The organism is Pseudomonas gingeri, assembly GCF_013385635.1.
GTDB lineage: Bacteria > Pseudomonadota > Gammaproteobacteria > Pseudomonadales > Pseudomonadaceae > Aquipseudomonas > Aquipseudomonas gingeri_A.
Window position 1 is genome coordinate 277,286 of record NZ_JACAPR010000007.1, and the last position, 15,678, is coordinate 292,963.

Annotated in this window: 10 protein-coding genes and 4 tRNA genes; 8 read left to right on the forward strand and 6 right to left on the reverse strand. The window is 61.7% G+C overall.

All coding sequences use genetic code 11. The annotated features are described in order from the left end of the window. Window positions 1-680 precede the first annotated feature (680 nt). Both rlmKL and HX851_RS34915 read left to right on the forward strand, forming a co-directional pair. Complete coding sequence (rlmKL, locus tag HX851_RS34910) at window positions 681-2,948, forward strand: bifunctional 23S rRNA (guanine(2069)-N(7))-methyltransferase RlmK/23S rRNA (guanine(2445)-N(2))-methyltransferase RlmL (protein WP_177057547.1); 2,268 nt, start codon at window positions 681-683, stop codon at window positions 2,946-2,948. Window positions 2,949-3,082: 134 nt separating this feature from the next. Next, window positions 3,083-5,032, forward strand: a complete 1,950-nt coding sequence (locus tag HX851_RS34915) for a sensor domain-containing diguanylate cyclase (protein ID WP_177064258.1) — start codon at window positions 3,083-3,085, stop codon at window positions 5,030-5,032. Between the two features lie 175 nt (window positions 5,033-5,207). Here the strand turns inward: HX851_RS34915 and dacB are convergent, their stop codons facing one another. Then, window positions 5,208-6,662 (reverse strand): D-alanyl-D-alanine carboxypeptidase/D-alanyl-D-alanine endopeptidase, encoded by a 1,455-nt coding sequence (dacB, locus tag HX851_RS34920; protein ID WP_177057545.1) that lies wholly within the window; start codon window positions 6,660-6,662, stop codon window positions 5,208-5,210. A 232-nt stretch (window positions 6,663-6,894) separates the two neighbouring features. Here dacB and HX851_RS34925 point away from each other — a divergent pair, with 232 nt between their 5' ends. After that, complete coding sequence (locus HX851_RS34925; RefSeq protein ID WP_177057699.1) at window positions 6,895-7,239, forward strand: YggL family protein; 345 nt, start codon at window positions 6,895-6,897, stop codon at window positions 7,237-7,239. Between the two features lie 166 nt (window positions 7,240-7,405). Here the strand turns inward: HX851_RS34925 and HX851_RS34930 are convergent, their stop codons facing one another. Continuing rightward, a complete protein-coding gene (locus HX851_RS34930) occupies window positions 7,406-8,164 on the reverse strand; it encodes a hypothetical protein (RefSeq protein WP_177057698.1) in 759 nt (252 codons plus the stop codon). 358 nt (window positions 8,165-8,522) lie between these two features. Here HX851_RS34930 and HX851_RS34935 point away from each other — a divergent pair. The 4 genes from HX851_RS34935 (at window position 8,523) to HX851_RS34950 (ending at window position 8,935) form a co-directional block, all read left to right on the forward strand. Continuing rightward, window positions 8,523-8,598, forward strand: a tRNA-Glu gene (locus HX851_RS34935). A 2-nt stretch (window positions 8,599-8,600) separates the two neighbouring features. Further along, window positions 8,601-8,676, forward strand: a tRNA-Gly gene (locus HX851_RS34940). Between the two features lie 104 nt (window positions 8,677-8,780). Next, window positions 8,781-8,856: transfer RNA gene (locus tag HX851_RS34945), tRNA-Glu, on the forward strand. A 3-nt stretch (window positions 8,857-8,859) separates the two neighbouring features. Beyond that, window positions 8,860-8,935: transfer RNA gene (locus HX851_RS34950), tRNA-Gly, on the forward strand. 126 nt (window positions 8,936-9,061) lie between these two features. Here the strand turns inward: HX851_RS34950 and HX851_RS34955 are convergent. Both HX851_RS34955 and HX851_RS34960 read right to left on the reverse strand, forming a co-directional pair. After that, on the reverse strand, window positions 9,062-10,801 hold the full coding sequence (locus tag HX851_RS34955; protein WP_177064259.1) for a dipeptidase: 1,740 nt from the start codon (window positions 10,799-10,801) through the stop codon (window positions 9,062-9,064). Between the two features lie 69 nt (window positions 10,802-10,870). Beyond that, the gene (locus tag HX851_RS34960) at window positions 10,871-11,512 is read right to left on the reverse strand and encodes a LysE family translocator (RefSeq protein WP_177064260.1); all 642 of its coding nucleotides are present in this window, start codon (window positions 11,510-11,512) and stop codon (window positions 10,871-10,873) included. 116 nt (window positions 11,513-11,628) lie between these two features. Between HX851_RS34960 and HX851_RS34965 the strand changes: the two genes are divergently transcribed. Further along, a complete protein-coding gene (locus tag HX851_RS34965) occupies window positions 11,629-12,579 on the forward strand; it encodes a LysR family transcriptional regulator (RefSeq protein ID WP_177064261.1) in 951 nt (316 codons plus the stop codon). Between the two features lie 152 nt (window positions 12,580-12,731). Here the strand turns inward: HX851_RS34965 and HX851_RS34970 are convergent, their stop codons facing one another. Then, window positions 12,732-13,139, reverse strand: coding sequence for a PA2817 family protein (locus HX851_RS34970; RefSeq protein WP_017126375.1), 408 nt, complete (start codon window positions 13,137-13,139; stop codon window positions 12,732-12,734). Between the two features lie 63 nt (window positions 13,140-13,202). Then, the gene (locus HX851_RS34975; protein WP_177064262.1) at window positions 13,203-15,650 is read right to left on the reverse strand and encodes an acyl-CoA dehydrogenase; all 2,448 of its coding nucleotides are present in this window, start codon (window positions 15,648-15,650) and stop codon (window positions 13,203-13,205) included. Window positions 15,651-15,678: the final 28 nt, after the last annotated feature.

The following is a 15,678-nucleotide window of genomic DNA, read 5'->3' on the forward strand; positions in this document are numbered from 1 at the left end:
CCCTCACTGGTTGACTGTTATATGTCCCGTCGACCTCTTGTCGAGGCCGGGCAGAATGCATCTGCATGTGCTCGCTGCCGGCGTGGCGAGCTCCGCATCGGATGAAACTGCCTGCGCGTCGATCATGCTGCGTTAAAAACAGGTTCGGAATGCTCATTTAGCGGGCTAAACTCCGCTTCCCCACCTGTTTTTTCCTTGCCTGATCGCCGCTCGGCGAGTTTCACCAGAAGCGGGGATGTTGACGCCATTGCGACGTCAACCTGTGTTGAGTTCTAACCAATGCGCAGGGGCGTGTGAATGATCGTTTTGTCATAAGGACGTAACGATATGGGTGTTAAGGCCATAAGATAGCTCGGCCGTTTGCGCGGTTATCCGGAGAAAATCCAGCTATCATCAGCCCTTGCATGAATGATGCGTTTAATTCTCTGTTGAAAATACTGACCCTTCGTACTCAGGTATTATTCGACGAAGGGTCACGATGTGACTTTTTGTTACGGAAAGAATGAACTGTCCCGGCGTCCAAGTTCTTTTGTCCCCCGATTTCAGGGGGCAAAAGCATCTGCCGGGATGGAACGGCGCAATGGTGCGCCACACGAGCACTCTTCAAGAAAAGTGCTCGATCGAAACCGAGCGGGCGATGCGTCGCCCGTTCATTGACTGCTCAAGGCCCTGGAATTCCCATGTCGGATCGTTACGAACTCTTCCTCACTTGTCCCAAAGGCCTCGAAGGCCTGCTTCTGGAGGAAGCCGTCGGGCTTGGCCTTGAGGAGGCGCGCGAGCACACCTCGGCCATTCGCGGCGTGGCCGACATGGAGACGGCCTATCGGCTGTGTCTCTGGTCGCGCCTGGCCAACCGGGTACTGCTGGTGCTCAAGCGTTTCCCGATGAAGGACGCCGAAGACCTCTACCACGGCGTACTGGACATTGAGTGGCAGGACCATATGGTCGCCGACGGCACCCTCGCGGTGGAGTTCAGCGGCCATGGCTCGGGCATCGACAACACCCACTTCGGCGCCTTGAAGGTCAAGGACGCCATCGTCGACAAGTTGCGCACCCCGTCGGGCGAACGTCCGTCCATCGACAAGATCAGCCCGGACCTGCGCATTCACCTGCGCCTGGACCGTGGCGAGGCGATCCTTTCCCTCGACCTGTCCGGCCACAGCCTGCACCAGCGCGGCTATCGCCTGCAGCAGGGCGCGGCACCGCTGAAGGAAAACCTCGCGGCGGCGATCCTGATCCGTTCCGGCTGGCCGCGTATCGCCGCCGAAGGTGGCGCCCTGGCCGACCCGATGTGCGGCGTGGGTACCTTCCTCGTGGAGGCGGCGATGATCGCCGCCGATATCGCGCCGAACCTCAATCGCATCCACTGGGGCTTCGATGCCTGGCTCGGCCATGTGCCGGCCCTGTGGAAAAAGCTCCATGAAGAAGCCACCGCCCGTGCCGAAGCCGGCCTGGCCAGGCCGCCACTGTGGATTCGTGGTTATGAAGCCGATCCGCGCCTGATCCAGCCGGGCCGCAACAACGTCGAGCGCGCCGGCCTGAGCGACTGGATCAAGATCTACCAGGGTGAAGTCGGTACCTTCGAACCGCGCCCGGACCAGAACCAGAAAGGCCTGGTGATCTGCAACCCACCGTACGGCGAGCGCCTCGGTGACGAGGCGAGCCTGCTCTACCTCTACCAGAACCTCGGCGAGCGCCTGCGCCAGGCCTGTCTGAACTGGGAAGCGGCAGTGTTCACCGGCGCCCCGGACCTGGGCAAGCGCATGGGCATTCGCAGCCACAAGCAGTACTCGTTCTGGAACGGCGCGCTGCCGTGCAAGCTGCTGCTGATCAAGGTCGTCCCGGACCAGTTCGTCACCGGTGAGCGCCGTACCCCGGAACAGCGCCAGGTCGAACGGGCCCAGGCCGAAGAGCAGGCGCAGATCGCCGCCGAGGCACCGAAGTTCAACAAGAACGGTAACCCGATCAAGCCTGCGCCGGTACCGGCCCCGGTGGTCGAACAGGCACGCCTGAGCGAAGGCGGGCAGATGTTCGCCAACCGCCTGCAGAAGAACCTCAAGCAACTGGGCAAATGGGCCAAGCGTGAAGGCGTCGATTGCTATCGTGTCTACGATGCCGACATGCCGGAATATTCCCTGGCCATCGATCTGTACCACGACTGGGTACACGTCCAGGAATACGCCGCGCCGAAATCCATCGATCCGGAGAAGGCCCAGGCCCGCCTGTTCGATGCCCTGGCCGCGATTCCCCAGGCACTCAACGTCGACAAGAGCCGGGTGATCATCAAGCGCCGTGAGCGCCAGAGCGGGACCAAGCAGTACGAACGCCAGAGTGCGCAGGGCAAGTTCACCGAAGTCAGCGAAGGCGGGGTGAAGCTGCTGGTCAACTTGACCGACTACCTCGATACCGGGCTGTTCCTCGACCACCGGCCGATGCGCATGCGGATCCAGAAGGAGGCCGCCGGCAAGCGTTTCCTCAATCTGTATTGCTACACCGCGACTGCCAGCGTGCATGCGGCCAAGGGCGGGGCACGGACGACCACCAGCGTTGACCTGTCGAAGACCTACCTCGACTGGGCCCGGCGCAACCTGTCGCTGAACGGCTTCTCCGACAAGAACCGCCTGGAGCAGGGCGACGTGATGACCTGGCTGGAAGGCTGTCGCGACGAGTTCGACCTGATTTTCATCGATCCGCCGACCTTCTCCAATTCCAAGCGCATGGAGGGCGTGTTCGACGTCCAGCGTGATCATGTGCAACTGCTCGACCTGGCCATGGCTCGCCTGGCACCCGGCGGCGTGCTGTATTTCTCCAACAACTTCCGCAAGTTCCAGTTGGAAGACAACCTGGTGGCACGCTACGCCGTCGAGGAAATCAGCACCCAGACCCTGGACCCGGACTTTGCCCGCAACACCAAGATCCACCGGGCCTGGAAGATCACCGCCCGCTAAGCCATGAGCAAGCCCCAGAGTCTTGATTTTTATAGGCTCGGGGGCTTTTGCGCTGGCTAATCTACTGGCGAATAGCTATAACTCAGTCAAAGCCAATGTGATGTAAAACACGCCGGCGTGATGAGTTGTCGCCTATGTCGTCGCATGCCGTACGCCCCAAGATTCTTGGCTTTATCAGTGAGGATGTCTCTGCGTGGCTGGTTGCGGTACTGGTCCTGGTGGCGGGGGGATTGCTCACTCTGCTGCTGTCCGTGGCGACACGTGACCTCAATCAGCGTCAGTTGCAGCAGCGTTTCGAACTGTTGGCCAGTGAACGCTTCAGCCGTATCGAGGAGCGCTTCGACGACCAGGCGCAGCGGCTCGACAGCCTGCGGCGGTTTTTCGTCAATTCCGATTCGGTGACTCGCCAGGAGTTCGAAGGTTACGCCAGGCCGTTGCTGCTGCGGACCCAGGCCTATGCCTGGGCGCCGAGGGTCAAGGGCAGCGAGCGCGAGCCGTTCGAGCAGCAGGCACGGGCCCTGGGCATCAGCGATTTTTCCATTCGTGAACTCAACGCCGAAGGCCACCTGCAACTGGCCGCGGTGCGTGACGAGTATGTGCCGGTGTTGTACAGCGAGACGCAGAGTGCCCTGGGTTCGCCGCTGGGCTACGACTTGCTGGCACAGCCCTTGCGCCGTTCGACCCTCGAGCGTGCCCGCGACTCGGGCGCCATGGCGATCTCGCAACCACTGAACCTGGTGGGGGTCGAACCGGCCTATGCCCGCGGTGTGCTGCTGGTGGCGCCGGTCACCCTGGCTGTGAGTGTCGAGCAGCCCCGGCCGTCGCCCTATGGCTACGTGATGGCGGTGATCAGCATGCGTCAGTTGGTGGCCGACGGCTTGCCGGAACAGAACCACGACAACCTGTCGGTGCGCATCCTCGATCTGTCGACGGAGGGCGAGCACGAAGTGCTGTACGAGTCACTCAATCTGCCGGTTGAAAACTCATTGGCGGCGATTCGCCTGTTGCGCCTGGCCGACCACGACTATCAGGTGGACATCCGGCCCAGCGATGCCTTCATCCAGGCCAATCATTCCTCGGAGGCCAGCCTGGCTGTGCTCGGCGGACTGCTGAGCGTGTTGCTCAGTGCCCTGCTGTACAACCTCGTCAGCCAGCGCCAGCGTGCCCTCAAGCTGGTGGAGCAGCGCACCTCGCAGTTGCAGGTACGCGACCGCTTGCTGGAAAAGCTTGGCGCGAACGTGCCCGGCGGTATCTACCAGTACAAGCTCAACCTCGACGGCGGTGCGCATTTTGTCTATGCGAGCGCCGGTACGGGGGATATTTTTGAAGTCGATACCCGGCGTCTGCAGGAGAATGCCGAGCCGGCATTCGAACGGGTTCATCCGGATGACCTGGGGCCGCTGCGTGCCTCCATCGAGGTGTCGGCCGAGCGACTCAGCCCCTGGCGCGAAGAGTTTCGCGTGATCCTGCCGGTGCGCGGCCTGCGCTGGTTGCGCGGCGAGGCCACGCCGGAGCGCCTGCCCAGCGGCGAGATACTCTGGCACGGCTATCTTTCCGATATCTCCGATCTCAAGCGGGTCGAGGAGGAGCTGCGCGCGCTGTCGGTCACCGACTCGCTGACCGGTATCTACAACCGGCGTTATTTCCAGGAGCGGCTCAAGACCGAGCTGGCACGGGCCCAGCGCGGGCCTGGCAGCCTGGCGGTGATCATGCTCGATATCGATCACTTCAAGCGCATCAACGATCAGTACGGCCACGCCGAAGGCGATCGGGTACTCAAGGAATTGTGCGTGCGGGTCAGCCATCGTTTGCGTCGCACCGATGTCTTCTGTCGCCTGGGCGGCGAGGAGTTCATGGTGTTGTGCCCCGACACTGACGCCGAACAGGCCTGCAGCCTGGCGTTGGAGCTGTGGCATGGGCTGCGCAATATGCCGTTCGACGGCGTCGGGCGGGTCACGGCAAGCTTCGGGATTGCCAGCTGGCGCGCGGAGGAGGGGGCGGATGCGCTCTTGCTGCGGGCGGATTCGGGCGTGTACTCGGCCAAGCAGAAGGGGCGGGACCGGGTGATGGCGGAGCTCGACTGAGGCAGGTCGAACGGTTTCTGACCGAAGCAAAAGCTGTGGGAGTGGAGTTTGCGTGGGAGGGGGCTTGCCCCCGAAGGCAGTGTTCCTGCCACAAGGCGTGTGGCGAATCTACCGGCCTCTTCGCGGGCAAGCCCGCTCCCACATAAACCTGCCTTTTACACATGGCTTGTGCAGGTTACTCGTCCGAATCGGCCGGTCGCGGCTGGCGATACAGGTCCAGCAATACCTGATCCAGTATCGACGAGGCGCCCCATGGCTTCGGATCGTTGAGGATGGCCACCACCGCCCAGGTCGTGCCGTTGCTGTCGCGGCTGAAGCCGGCAATCGCCCGCACGGTGTTCAGGGTGCCGGTCTTGATATGTGCCTCACCCGACATCGCCGTATGTTTCAGGCGCTTGCGCATGGTGCCGTCCATGCCGGTGATCGGCATTGAACTGATGAACTCCGCGGCGTAGGGGCTTTTCCAGGCTGCCTGCAGCATGCTCGCCATCTCCCGGGCGCTGACCCGTTCGGCACGCGACAGGCCGGAACCGTTCTCCATCACCAGGTGCGGTGCGGTGATGCCTTTCTGCGCCAGCCACTGGCGCACGACCCGTTGCGCGGCCTTGGCATCGTCGCCGTCGGCATCATTGCGGAACTTCGCGCCCAGGCTGAGGAACAGTTGCTGGGCCATGGTGTTGTTACTGTACTTGTTGATGTCGCGGATGATTTCCGTCAGGTCTGGCGAGAACGCCCGGGCCAGCAGCTTGGCGCCCTTGGGTACCGCGTCCTGGCGGTCCTTGCCGTGGATGCTGCCGCCCAGTTCCTGCCAGATGGCGCGTACGGCGCCGGCGGTGTAGGTCGGATGGTCGAGCAGCGAAAGATAGGTCTGCGAGCTGCAGCCCTCGGCCAGTTGGCCGCTGACCGTGACGATGGTCGAACCGTCGGCCTGGGTCACCGGGTTGTAGCGCACGTCGCCGGCGCATTGCTTGGCATTGACCACCTTGACCTGGTTGTCGATGCGGATATTGGCGATCGGCGGCTCGACCGACACCAGCACCTTGCCCGAATCGTTGCGGGCGACAAAACGCAGGGCCTTGAGATTGACCATCAGCGCATCGGGCTTGACCAGGAACGGCTTGTTTTCGTCATTGCCGTCATCGTTGAACTCCGGTAACTGCGGTTGCACGAAGAAGCTGCGGTCGAGTACCAGGTCGCCGGTCACCTGGGTCACGCCATTGGCCCGCAGGTCGCGCATCAGCAGCCAGAGCTTTTCCATGTTCAGCTTGGGGTCGCCACCGCCCTTGAGGTACAGGTTGCCCTGCAGGATGCCGTTGCTCAGGGTGCCGTCGGTGTAGAACTCGGTTTTCCACTGGTGATTCGGCCCGAGCATTTCCAGGGCGGCGTAGGTGGTGATCAGCTTCATGGTCGAGGCCGGGTTGACCGACACATCGGCATTGAACATCGTCGGTGTACCCGGACCGTTGAGCGGCAGCATGACCAGCGACAGGGCATCGTTCTGCAGCTTGCTGGCCTTGATTGCCTGCTGGACCTTGGGAGAGAGGGTGGTGTTGACCGGAGCGGCGGAAACGGGAAGTGCCAGGGGAAGAAGGAGACTGGCGAGTACGAAAGGGCGCAAAGATTTGATCATATAAAATAAGACCCTACAGCCGAGGGGAAAAATACGAGGGCATATGGACAAAAAACCCTCAATGGTCATGAAAGTGTCGGCATTATGCCCCAAGCGGGCGCTACTGGGGCCTTGCCGGTGGGACGGCATTTCAATTTTTTGCGCCCGATCGACCGGCTGCGCCCAGAGACTCGGGCAATTGCAGCCTCAAACTGCTAAAGTGCCGCCCGTTATTACTTTTGAGGATTGTTTCATGGCGACTAACCGTTCCCAGCGTCTGCGCAAAAAATTGTGCGTTGATGAATTTCAGGAGTTGGGTTTCGAGCTGAACCTGGATTTCAAAGAAGACCTGAGTGAAGAGGCTATCGACGCTTTCCTCGAGGCTTTCCTGAAAGAAGCAATGGAAGCCAATGGTCTGGGTTATGTCGGCGGTGATGACTACGGTCTGGTCTGCCTGATCAAGCGTGGCTCGGTGTCCGAAGAGCAACGTGCTGCTGTCGAAGGCTGGCTCAAGGCCCGCAGCGAACTGAGCTCGGCTGAAGTCAGCCCGCTGCTGGACGTCTGGTACCCGGAAAAACCGATCAATCCGGTAGCCTGATGTCGTTCGGGCAAGGTGCCCTGTAAGCGCCTTTCCCGAGGCACAACGAAAAACGGACACGCCATGGCGTGTCCGTTTTTTTATGCCCGCTGCTTATGTGGGAGCCGGCTTGCCGGCGATGGCGTGCGCATGGGCGCTGTCGGCCTGAAGGGCGTGTCCGCTGCAATCAGTCGTAGATCGCCTTCTTCTTCCAGTCGGCGTCGGCTTCCACATCCTTGAGGCCCTGGGTCAGTTCGTTGACGTCATCTTCGGCCGGCTGGGTGGTTGCCAGGACCATGGCGTTGGCCCGCGCCAGGAGTTTCTCCAGGAACAGCAGTTGCTCGGTATAGACCGCCGGCTCCGGTTGCTTGCGCAGGTATTGCACGCCGCGTTCGAACGCCAGGCGCGCCTGCCCTGGCTGGTTCTGTTGCAAGGCATGCTGGCCGAGGTTGTTGAAGAACTCGATGTGCAGCAGGACCAGGATATGCCGCACTTCGCGGATCCAGTGCTTGGCTTCGGTGGGCTGCAGGAAACCATCCTGGGCCGCGCGGGTGATCTGGCCGTGCAGGGCTTCGAGCAGGAAACGCACGTCCTTGGCCTTGGCTTCGGTCTGGATCGGGCTGGGCGGGTTGTTGACCGGGATCGATTCGCCCTGGTTGACCAGGCCGTTGAGTTCGGCGATGCGCGACTTGAGCACGGCATCGGTCTTGCTCATGTTCAGCAGTCGTTGATTGACGTTGAGTTCCAGGCGCGTCAGCAGCAGCTTGAGCGCGGCGTTCATGTACTGACCGGGAAAGGTCTCGGTGATTTCGCCGCAACGACGCAGGCGATCCTTGAGTTCAACCTTGAGGCGAGCCTTTTCCAGCTTGTTGTTCTCGGCCATATGGTTGAGGAAGCCAATGGCGATCAAGAGAAAGATCCCGGCTGCTACCAGCAGGGTGATCATGAGTGGTGTCACCGTTAAGACCTCTTCAAGGTGGAATGCGAGCGAGTGTAGTGGCTTGGCGTTGTCGCTGATAGCGTTGATCGACGTGTAGCACGGTGCCAGAGCGCCTCTCTATAGATAGGTGCACATTGCCACTATTTGCGCAGGTGGACTATAGCGCCTTGTCGAGTGCCAGAATATAGGCGCCAATCGTCGGACGCGAGGGAAGCCTCGAAAGGGCCGCAAAGCAGGGCGAAGTCATTGATTTAAATAAATTTATAGTTGGGGGTTGACGACCCTTCGATCCATCCATAGAATGCGCGCCACTTGCAGCGTAAAGCACACAGCGAAACGCGGCAGGGAGTGAATGTTGTAGCGTGTCCCCTTCGTCTAGTGGCCTAGGACACCGCCCTTTCACGGCGGTAACAGGGGTTCGAGTCCCCTAGGGGACGCCAATGCGGGAATAGCTCAGTTGGTAGAGCACGACCTTGCCAAGGTCGGGGTCGCGAGTTCGAGTCTCGTTTCCCGCTCCAATTTTAAACGGTCTTGCCTTCGGGCGGGGCTGAGTGAAATCAGGATCAGATCTTCGGATGTGGTGCTGGACACCGAAACACACACCATGTGTTCCGGGTAGCGTGTCCCCTTCGTCTAGTGGCCTAGGACACCGCCCTTTCACGGCGGTAACAGGGGTTCGAGTCCCCTAGGGGACGCCATTTGCGGGAATAGCTCAGTTGGTAGAGCACGACCTTGCCAAGGTCGGGGTCGCGAGTTCGAGTCTCGTTTCCCGCTCCAAATTCAATGAAAACGCCGCTCAGTGATGAGCGGCGTTTTTGTTTGTGTGTGACTTTATCCGCTACTATTCGATTTCATGGTGGCTCACGCCAGTGGACCCGCCGCAACGGCGGGTCCTGAACACGATCAGAGCTTCGGCAACTGCCCGATCCGCCCCATCATCTCGGTGACGATCTGCAGGTCCAGCAGGAACTGCTCCACGGTCTTGAACTCGTTGTCGGTGTGGCCGGTGTACTTGACCTCGGGCCGGGCCAGGCCGAATTGCACGCCGTTGGGCAGTTCATGGACGGACGTGGCGCCGGCGGAGGTGCCGAACTTGTGAGGCATGCCCAGGTTTTCGCTTGCCACGGCCAGCAAGGCCTTGACCCACTCACCTTCGGGGTTGCGGTACATCGGTTCGGCGATTTTGGTATCAAGCGTCACGGCAACCCGGGTCTTCTTGCTCCAGGCGTCCAGCTTGCCGGTGATTTCGGACTTGAGCAGTTCGGGCGACTTGCCCTTCGGCACCCGCAGGTTGACCGCGAGCTTGAAGACCTTGTCATCCTGGCCGACATACGTCAGGGAAGCGGTCAGCGGTCCCATGAAGGCATCGGAGAAGCCCACGCCCAGCTTGCTGCCCAGATAATCCAGGCCCCAGTTGTCGGCGGCATAGCGGGCGGCGTCGGTGATCTGGTTGTGCTTGAGCGCAACTTTGCCATCGAGGCCATTGATGAAATCGAGCATCCGCACCACCGGGTTGACCCCGGACTCGGGCTCGGAGGAGTGGGCGGAAACGCCGGTGACCGTCAGCGCGACGTCCTTGCCGACGACCTTGGCGCTCACTTCGAAGTTGCCGCCGTGGCGCTTGGCATACCCCGCACCGGCTTTCTGCAGGCTGGCAGCCAGTTCGGCGGGCTTGTCGGTCACCAGGGTGGCGACGGACGTCGATGGAATCTGGTTGGTCGCCATGCCGCCGGTCATCGCGGTGATTTCCGCGCCCTTGCCCTGTGCCTCGCGTCGGGCAAAGCTGGCCATCACGGTGCCGTAGCCTTTCTCGGCAATCACCACCGGGTAGCCGCCATCCAGCGCCAGGTTATAGGTGGGCGTCGGGTTGTGCTCGAAGTAATAAGGGATGGCGTCGCCGCTGGTTTCCTCGGTGGTGTCCACCAGCAGCTTGAAATTGCGCGCCAGCGGCAGCTTTTCTTCCTTGATGACCTTCATGGCGTAGAGCGCGACGACGATGCCGTTCTTGTCATCCTCGGTACCACGGCCATACATACGGTCGCCGATCAGGGTGACCTTGAACGGATCGAGCTTGGTGCCGTCCTTCAGTACCCAGTTTTCCGGTGTTACCGGCACCACGTCGGCGTGAGCGTGGATACCGACGACTTCATCGCCGGTGCCTTCGAGGGAGATCTCGTAGACGCGGTTGTCGATGTTGCGAAAGTTCAGGTTGAAGGCCTGGGCAAGGCTCTTGATCTTGTCGGCGATCTTGATGAATTCCGGGTTGTCGTGCTGGGCAACACCGTCGACGTTGAAGGTCGGGATCTCCACCAGTTCACGCAGGGTTTCGGTGGCGGCGCTGCCGTATTTCACTCGTGCGTAAATGCCGAGCAGGCGATGGATCTCGTTCTGCTGGTCGACGGACAGGCTCTTGTTGTCGAGGAAGGCATTGATCGCCGGGCCGAGTTTGTCGGTCTTGGCCAGATCGCTCTTGCCCAGGTTGCCGAGGAACTGGCGGAAATCCGTGACCGAGTTGTCACTGAAGGTCTTGAGGATGGCCGCGCTCTGTTGTGGGGTGATATTGGCTGCTGCGTGTACGGCGAACGACGAAAGACTGGCCAGCATCAATGTGGTGGTGGCCAGGTGTTTGAGGGCGAAATTCATTGCAGGACGCATTCCTTTGCAGGCTGTTGGTGGGGAATATCTGATCAATCAGACAGAAACACCCCCGGACTATAAAGAAAGCATCAACCGCCCGGCAAACAGAATCAGCACCACGCCCATGCTGCGTTCAAACCAGTGCCCCATCTTCAGAAACGCCTGGCGTACCCGTTCGCTGGAAAACAGCAGGCTGACCAGGATGAACCACAGGGCATTGATGCTGCACATCCACAGGCCGTACAAAGCCTGGATCTTCAGCGGCGTCGAGGCGCTGACCACCGTGGTGAAGATCGCCAGGAAGAACAGGGTGGCCTTGGGATTGGTGGCGTTGGTCAGGAAGCCGGTGGTGAAGGCTTTCGGCAAACCTTGCCGTGGCGCGTTGTCTGGCTGTGGTGCGGCGATATCCGTCCGTGCTCCCTGTGGTTTGCTCCTGAGCAGATTGATCCCCAGGTAAAGGATATAGCCGGCACCGATGACCTTGGCGACGTTCAGCAACCAGGGTGCGCTGTTCATCAACGTGCCGACACCGAGCAAGGTGTACAGCACATGCACCGAGATGCCCGCGCCAATGCCGATGGCGGTGAACAGGCCGACCATCCTGCCAAACCGCACGCTCTGGCGAATGGTCACGGCGAAGTCCGGGCCGGGGGCGACCACGGCAAGAAAGTGGATGGTCGCCAGGGCGATGAATTCGTGGAGATACTGGGAATACATGAGGGTTTCCTCGACAGGGGGGCGTGGTACAGACCGTGATCAGGTTTGTCGGCGACCAGTATAAAAATGGCCGGGACATGTGATAATCCGGTCAAATCTCAATGGACCTGTGCATCATGAGCATAAATCCACCTCTGGCCCTGCTCAGCGAAATGGCGATTTTCGTCAAGGTGGTCGAGACCGGCAGCTTCTCCGAGGCGGCCCGGCAGCTCGGCTCTTCGCCTTCGGCCGTCAGTCGTTCGATTTCCCGCCTGGAAAAGGCTCTGGCAACCCGCTTGTTGCAGCGCACCACACGCAGATTGCGCCTGAGCGACAGCGGCGAGGAGACCTTCAAGCGTTGCCGCGACATGGTCAGTGCGGCCCGTTCGGTCATGGAGATCAGCGGCCAGTACACCCATGAGGCGCAGGGCCTGGTGCGGGTGAGCGTGCCGAAGGCGGTGGGACGCTTCGTCGTGCATCCGCACATGCCGGAGTTCCTGCGACGTTATCCACAGGTGGATGTGCAGATGATCCTCGAAGACCGGCCGGTGGATCTGATCGAGGACAATGTCGACCTGATCCTGCGTATCACCGATCATCCGCCGGTCGGCCTGGTGGGACGCCAGTTGATGCCCATCGAGCATTTGCTCTGCGCGACCCCGCAGTACCTGGCCGAGCATGGCACGCCGCAGCACCCCCATGACCTGCTGGAGCACAGTTGCATCTACCTGGGGGATACGCCCAACGATGCACGCTGGAAATTCCGCCGGGGCGGCAAGTCGGTCACGGTCGGGGTACGCGGGCGCTATGCGGCCAATCACACCGGCGTGCGGCTGGATGCGGTATTGCAGCATATCGGCATTGGCAGCCTGCCGTACTTCACGGCGCGGCATGCACTGGAGCAGGGGCTGATCGTGCAGGTGCTGCCGGCGTGGACGTTCCTGGCTTCGTACCACGGCGGCCTGTGGCTGCTGTATACGCCAACGCCCTATCTGTCACCGAAGTTGCGGGTGTTCATCGACTATCTGGTGGAGTGCCTGGCGCGGGAGCCGACGTTGAAATCGACGCAGGGATCAATGTCGCCTTAGGCCTTGAGGGACAGGGCCTGGACACTGCGGCGCGGAAGAACCCGTGGGAGGGGGGCTTGCCCCCGAAGGGCGTTCCGAGGTCTTTCAGGTGATGCGCGTTATCGTTCTTCGCGGGCAAGCCCGCTCCCACAGGGGGCGGGTGATGCTCGGCATCAGTGCTTGCTGTCCTGGTTGGACAGGGCCAGCAGCTGCTTTTCCTGGTTCCAGTCGAACGGTTCGTCGTTCTGTTCGGCTTCGTAGCGACGTTCTTCCAGCGCCTGGTACAGCTCCAGCTCTTCGTCCGGCATGTAGTGCAGGCAATCGCCGCCAAAGAACCACAGCAGGTCGCGCGGGACCAGATGGGCGATCTGTGGATAACGCTGGATCACCTGGCACAGCAGGTCCTGGCCCAGGTACTGGCTTTCTATGGGCTCGACCGGCAGTTGCGCACGCAGCTCGTCGAAACGCTCCAGGAACAGCGCGTGGCTTTCTTCGGGGACCTGTTCGGCTTCGCCGACGGCAACCAGAATGCTGCGCAGGTGGTCGAGCAGGACCAGGTGATCGGCAACGACGTTGGACATGACAAGGGGCCTCAAGAGTAAAACAGGCGCGAGAGTATAAGGCCCCGCGCCCGTGTTGTCCCGCTAGCGAACCTTGCCGGTGCTCTGGCTCAGCTCTTCCTTGCTGAAATCATCCACATCGATGACCTGGCGCCGTGCGGCTTCGGCCTTGCGCAGGGTTTCGGCCTCGGCCGGTTGCAGTACCCCGGCTTCCAGGGCCGCATCGATGGCCGATTCGCCGGCCGCCGGCTTGACCTGGCCTCCTTTGAGCCCGCTGTGCAGCTTTTTCTGCAGTTCATGACTGGCGCCCAGCAGGTCACAGGCCTGTTGCAAGGCGCCGACCGGATCGTCCGCCGATTGCGGGCGATAACAGCCGGCGAGCACGGCTTCCAGGGCCGGATCGCCCTTGGCCCGGCCCAGTACCGCGGCGACCGCGGCATCCAGGGCATCCGATGGCCCGGTATGGCGACGGCCGAACGGGAACACGATGACCCGCAACAGGCAGCCGAACAGCCGGCTGGGGAAGTTGCGCAGCAGTTCGTCCAGTGCCCGCTCGGAATGGCCGAGGCTTTCTTCCATGGCCCAGGTTAACAGCGGATCCAGGTACTCGGGCGAATCCAGGTCGTGGTAACGCTTGAGCGCCGCCGAGGCCAGGTACAGATGGCTGAGCACATCGCCCAGGCGGGCCGACAAGCGCTCGCGGCGTTTAAGTTCGCCGCCGAGCAGCATCATGCTCAGGTCCGCCAGCAGGGCGAAGGCCGCCGCCTGGCGATTCAGTGCGCGGAAATAGCCCTGGCTGAGGCGGTTACCCGGCGCCGGCTCGAAGTGGCCGAGCCCGAGGTTCAGCACCAGGGTGCTGGCGGCGTTGCTCACGGCAAAACCGATATGCCTGAGCAGCAGGCCGTCGAACTCCAGCAGTGCCTGGTCGTGATCTTCGCGTCCGGCCAGGGCCATTTCCTTGAGCACGAACGGGTGGCAGCGGATGGCGCCCTGGCCGAAGATCATCAGGTTGCGCGAGAGGATATTCGCCCCCTCGACGGTGATGAAGATCGGCGCGCCTTGCCAACTGCGGCCCAGGTAGTTGTTCGGCCCCATGATGATGCCCTTGCCGCCGTGGACGTCCATGGCGTGGCTGATGCACTCGCGGCCACGTTCGGTCAGGTGGTACTTGAGGATCGCCGACAATACCGAGGGTTTTTCCCCCAGGTCCACGGCATTGGCGGTGAGCATCCGCGCGCTGTCCATCAGCCAGGCATTGCCGCCGATTCGCGCCAGGGCTTCCTGGATCCCTTCGAAGGCCGACAGCGGCACATTGAACTGTTCGCGAACCTGGGCGTACTGGCCGGTGACCAGGCTGGTGAACTTGGCCGCGCCGGTGCCGACCGCCGGCAGGGAAATCGAACGGCCCACCGACAGGCAATTCATCAGCATCATCCAGCCTTTGCCGAGCATTTCCTGGCCGCCGATCAGGAATTCCAGGGGGATGAACACATCTTTGCCAGAGTTCGGCCCGTTCATGAAGGCGGCGCCCAGCGGCAGGTGGCGACGACCGATCTCGACACCCGGGGTATCGGTGGGAATCAGCGCCAGGCTGATGCCCAGGTCTTCTTCCTCGCCCAGCAGGTGATCCGGGTCATGGGCCTTGAAGGCCAGGCCGAGCAAGGTCGCGACCGGGCCGAGGGTGATGTAGCGTTTTTCCCAGTTCAGGCGCAGGCCGAGGACTTCCTGGCCTTGCCAGTCGCCCTTGCAGATCACCCCGGTGTCCGGCATCGAGCCGGCATCGGAGCCGGCCAGCGGGCCGGTCAGGGCAAAACACGGGATGTCGTCGCCACGGGCCAGCCGCGGCAGGTAATGATTGCGCTGTTCGTCTGTGCCGTAATGCAGCAGCAATTCCGCCGGACCAAGGGAGTTGGGGACCATGACGGTGGAGGCGAGGTCGCCGCTGCGGGTCGCCAGCTTCATCGCCACCTGGGAGTGGGCATAGGCGGAAAAACCCTTGCCGCCGAACTCCTTGGGAATGATCAGGGCGAAGAAGCCGTGCTGCTTGATGTGTTCCCAGGCGGCGGGCGGCAGGTCCATGGCCTGGCCGATCTGCCAGTCGCTGACCATGGCACAGAGCTCTTCGGTCGGACCGTCGATAAAGGCCTGTTCTTCTTCGCTCAACTGCGCCTTGGGATAGGCCAGCAGCTTCTTCCAGTCGGGCCGGCCGCTGAACAGCTCGCCATCCCACCAGACGGTACCGGCGTCGATGGCATCGCGCTCGGTTTCCGACATCGGTGGCAGGACTTTCTGGAACCAGGCGAACAGCGGTGCGCTGAAGAACCTGCGCCGCAGGTCGGGCAGTAACAGCGGCAGGGCCACGGCGGCGAGGATCAGCCAGAGGATCAGCTTCAGCCAGCCATGGCCATGGACAGAAATATCCAGTGCGACGAGGTACACGGCCACCACGCCAAGCGCAGGAAGCGGGGCGATGCGCCGGTGCGCCAGGTAGGCGGCGCCGAGCAGCAGAACCAGTATCCACAACAGCAACATATTCAATCCTCCGTGAAGACAAGGCAAA

Coding starts and splice junctions, on each gene's coding strand:
- rlmKL (WP_177057547.1), top strand. CDS start 681: ATGTCGGATCGTTACGAACTCTTCCTCACTTGTCCCAAAGGCCTCGAA.
- HX851_RS34915 (WP_177064258.1), top strand. CDS start 3,083: ATGTCGTCGCATGCCGTACGCCCCAAGATTCTTGGCTTTATCAGTGAG.
- dacB (WP_177057545.1), bottom strand. CDS start 6,662: ATGATCAAATCTTTGCGCCCTTTCGTACTCGCCAGTCTCCTTCTTCCC.
- HX851_RS34925 (WP_177057699.1), top strand. CDS start 6,895: ATGGCGACTAACCGTTCCCAGCGTCTGCGCAAAAAATTGTGCGTTGAT.
- HX851_RS34930 (WP_177057698.1), bottom strand. CDS start 8,164: ATGATCACCCTGCTGGTAGCAGCCGGGATCTTTCTCTTGATCGCCATT.
- HX851_RS34955 (WP_177064259.1), bottom strand. CDS start 10,801: ATGAATTTCGCCCTCAAACACCTGGCCACCACCACATTGATGCTGGCC.
- HX851_RS34960 (WP_177064260.1), bottom strand. CDS start 11,512: ATGTATTCCCAGTATCTCCACGAATTCATCGCCCTGGCGACCATCCAC.
- HX851_RS34965 (WP_177064261.1), top strand. CDS start 11,629: ATGAGCATAAATCCACCTCTGGCCCTGCTCAGCGAAATGGCGATTTTC.
- HX851_RS34970 (WP_017126375.1), bottom strand. CDS start 13,139: ATGTCCAACGTCGTTGCCGATCACCTGGTCCTGCTCGACCACCTGCGC.
- HX851_RS34975 (WP_177064262.1), bottom strand. CDS start 15,650: ATGTTGCTGTTGTGGATACTGGTTCTGCTGCTCGGCGCCGCCTACCTG.